This is a genomic window from Leisingera sp. F5 (assembly GCF_001593695.1).
In genome coordinates this window covers 1-1,266 of sequence record NZ_LUKH01001111.1, presented here as the reverse complement: position 1 = coordinate 1,266, position 1,266 = coordinate 1, and the positions used below count along the sequence as shown (strand labels likewise).

The following is a 1,266-nucleotide window of genomic DNA, read 5'->3' as shown; positions in this document are numbered from 1 at the left end:
ATCAAAGGCCGTGCAAAGGCGGGCCCGGATGCCAGCGCCATCGCTCCCGTCAGAAAAAATCGCCGTTTCATTGCGCGGCCTCCTCTTGCAACCTGCGCACCAGCGGCAGGATTTCTGTATCCAGGATTTTCCGGTTAAACGGCCCGACGTGCTTGTGTGCGATCCGGCCTTCGGCATCGATCACATAGGTTTCAGGCACACCATAGACCCCCCAGTCGATTGCCACGCGACCATCTCGATCCGCGCCAATGCGGGTGAACGGATTGCCCAGCTCGTCCAGAAACGCCTGTGCCTCGGCGGCGGCATCCTTGTAATTGATGCCGTAGATCGGCACTTCGCCCGTTCCGGCGAGTTCCACCATCAGCGGGTTTTCGGCCCGGCAGGGCACGCACCAGGACGCCCAGACATTGACAAGGGAAACGTGCCCCGTCAGGTCGGCCGAGGTGAGCCCGTCCTCCCGGCCTTCGATGGGCGGCAGCGTGAATTCCGGCACCGGCCGCCCGATAAGGGCCGAGGGCAGCCGGTCGTCGTTATTGAAGAGCCCCCAAAAGAAAAAGGCGCCAAGCCCGGCAAACATAACCAGCGGCAGCAGCATTATCAGTGAATAGCGCCGTGTCCGGCTTTTCGTGTCTGAACTCATGACCCCTCCCCTTCGCCCTCGCTGATCCGGGCCTGTGCAGCACGCTGGCGTTCGGGCCATGTGCTCTTGATGAAGGCGAGGATCTCGATAATCTCTCTGTCGCTCAGAACGCCTCGATAGGCGGGCATGTCGCTTTCGTAGCCCGGAACAACCCCGCCGACGCCGAGCCGGGTAATATCGAACAGGTCCCGATCCGAATGGTGCCAGGTATGGCCGGTCTCGTCATGCGGCGGTGCGGGCATGCGGCCGTCGGCATTGCGGCGGCGCCAGTTCGGCGCACCCTCAAGATCGGCGCCATGACAGGACGCGCAGGTTTCGGCATAAAGTGCTTTGCCGCGCGCGATCTGCTCCGGCGCGATAACCTCGCCAAGAAAGGTTACCGGTGCCGGTTCGGCCTGCTTGGCACCGGCCCCAACGGCAAAGGTCAAGCCAGAGATCGCCACACCCGCGAATGCAAGCAAAGGCAACCTCATGACGGCGCTCGCAGGTACTTGATAAGCGCGAGCGCGGCGAGCACCAGGACCGCGATCAGGAGAAGCACGGCCAGCCCGCCTCCCAGCATCATTCCCATCATCGGCCCTCCCATCATTTGACCCATGCAATCGCCTATGGAACCGGTGCAGGGC

General features: G+C 62.7%; 2 protein-coding genes. Both read right to left on the bottom strand.

The window, feature by feature from the left end:
• Positions 1-67: 67 nt before the first annotated feature.
• Positions 68-640 (bottom strand): DsbE family thiol:disulfide interchange protein, encoded by a 573-nt coding sequence (locus A2I95_RS39330; RefSeq protein ID WP_291737786.1) that lies wholly within the window; start codon positions 638-640, stop codon positions 68-70.
• Positions 637-1,101, bottom strand: coding sequence for a c-type cytochrome (locus A2I95_RS39325; protein ID WP_291737785.1), 465 nt, complete (start codon positions 1,099-1,101; stop codon positions 637-639). Before A2I95_RS39325 ends, A2I95_RS39330 begins: the two co-directional genes overlap by 4 nt.
• Positions 1,102-1,266: the final 165 nt, after the last annotated feature.

Excerpts from the sequence above, each read along its gene's own strand:
- A2I95_RS39330 (WP_291737786.1), bottom strand. The coding sequence starts at position 640 with ATGAGTTCAGACACGAAAAGCCGGACACGGCGCTATTCACTGATAATG.